10 tRNA genes are annotated in these 1,005 nt (G+C 51.7%); all 10 read left to right on the top strand.

The annotated features are described in order from the left end of the window. Positions 1-61 precede the first annotated feature (61 nt). The 10 genes from ADM50_RS09185 (at position 62) to ADM50_RS09140 (ending at position 935) form a co-directional block, all read left to right on the top strand. Positions 62-134, top strand: a tRNA-Asp gene (locus tag ADM50_RS09185). 24 nt (positions 135-158) lie between these two features. Further along, a tRNA-Lys gene (locus tag ADM50_RS09180) sits at positions 159-231 on the top strand. 5 nt (positions 232-236) lie between these two features. Then, a tRNA-Leu gene (locus tag ADM50_RS09175) sits at positions 237-318 on the top strand. A 12-nt stretch (positions 319-330) separates the two neighbouring features. Continuing rightward, positions 331-403, top strand: a tRNA-Thr gene (locus ADM50_RS09170). Between the two features lie 27 nt (positions 404-430). Beyond that, positions 431-502 (top strand) — tRNA-Gly (locus ADM50_RS09165). A 7-nt stretch (positions 503-509) separates the two neighbouring features. Beyond that, positions 510-595 (top strand) — tRNA-Leu (locus tag ADM50_RS09160). Between the two features lie 11 nt (positions 596-606). Continuing rightward, a tRNA-Arg gene (locus ADM50_RS09155) sits at positions 607-680 on the top strand. 15 nt (positions 681-695) lie between these two features. Next, a tRNA-Pro gene (locus ADM50_RS09150) sits at positions 696-769 on the top strand. Positions 770-774: 5 nt separating this feature from the next. After that, positions 775-848 (top strand) — tRNA-Met (locus tag ADM50_RS09145). Positions 849-861: 13 nt separating this feature from the next. Beyond that, a tRNA-Ile gene (locus ADM50_RS09140) sits at positions 862-935 on the top strand. Positions 936-1,005: the final 70 nt, after the last annotated feature.

Below are 1,005 nucleotides of genomic sequence, written 5' to 3'. Positions count from 1 at the left end.
GCTGGGAGAGCATCTGCCTTACAAGCAGAGGGTCAGCGGTTCGATCCCGTTAACTCCCATAGGTCCCGTAGTGTAGCGGTTATCACGTCGCCCTGTCACGGCGAAGATCGCGGGTTCGATTCCCGTCGGGACCGTTTAAGATAACGGAAGTTATTTTAGACTCGTTAGCTCAGTTGGTAGAGCAATTGACTTTTAATCAATGGGTCACTGGTTCGAGCCCAGTACGGGTCATATTTGCGGGTTTGGCGGAATTGGCAGACGCACCAGATTTAGGATCTGGCGCTTAACGGCGTGGGGGTTCAAGTCCCTTAACCCGCATAATAGAAATCAGCCGGCTTAGCTCAGTTGGTAGAGCATCTGATTTGTAATCAGAGGGTCGCGTGTTCAAGTCATGTAGCCGGCATTTTTTTATATAGACTAAGAGGTCGATGCGAACGTAGTTCAGTGGTAGAACACCACCTTGCCAAGGTGGGGGTCGCGGGTTCGAATCCCGTCGTTCGCTTAGAGAGGCCGGGGTGGCGGAACTGGCAGACGCACAGGACTTAAAATCCTGCGATTGGTAACGATCGTACCGGTTCGATTCCGGTCCTCGGCATATAATGATGAGCACCCTTAGCTCAACTGGATAGAGTACCTGACTACGAATCAGGCGGTTAGAGGTTCGACTCCTCTAGGGTGCATTTTTTTATTTAACGCGGGAAGTAGCTCAGCTTGGTAGAGTACTTGGTTTGGGACCAAGGTGTCGCAGGTTCGAATCCTGTCTTCCCGATTCATGGCGGTGTAGCTCAGCTGGCTAGAGCGTCCGGTTCATACCCGGGAGGTCGGGGGTTCGATCCCCTTCGCCGCTATATTGATCTTGTTGGACCTTTAGCTCAGCTGGTTAGAGCTCTCGGCTCATAACCGAGTGGTCGTAGGTTCAAGTCCTACAAGGTCCATTGTAAATAATGGAGGATTACCCAAGTCCGGCTGAAGGGAACGGTCTTGAAAACCGTCAGGCGTGTAAAA

It is taken from the genome of Streptococcus oralis (assembly GCF_001075675.1).
Classification (GTDB): domain Bacteria; phylum Bacillota; class Bacilli; order Lactobacillales; family Streptococcaceae; genus Streptococcus; species Streptococcus oralis_V.
The sequence above is the reverse complement of the archived record's forward strand: the minus strand, read 5'-3'. Positions and strand labels throughout refer to the sequence as shown.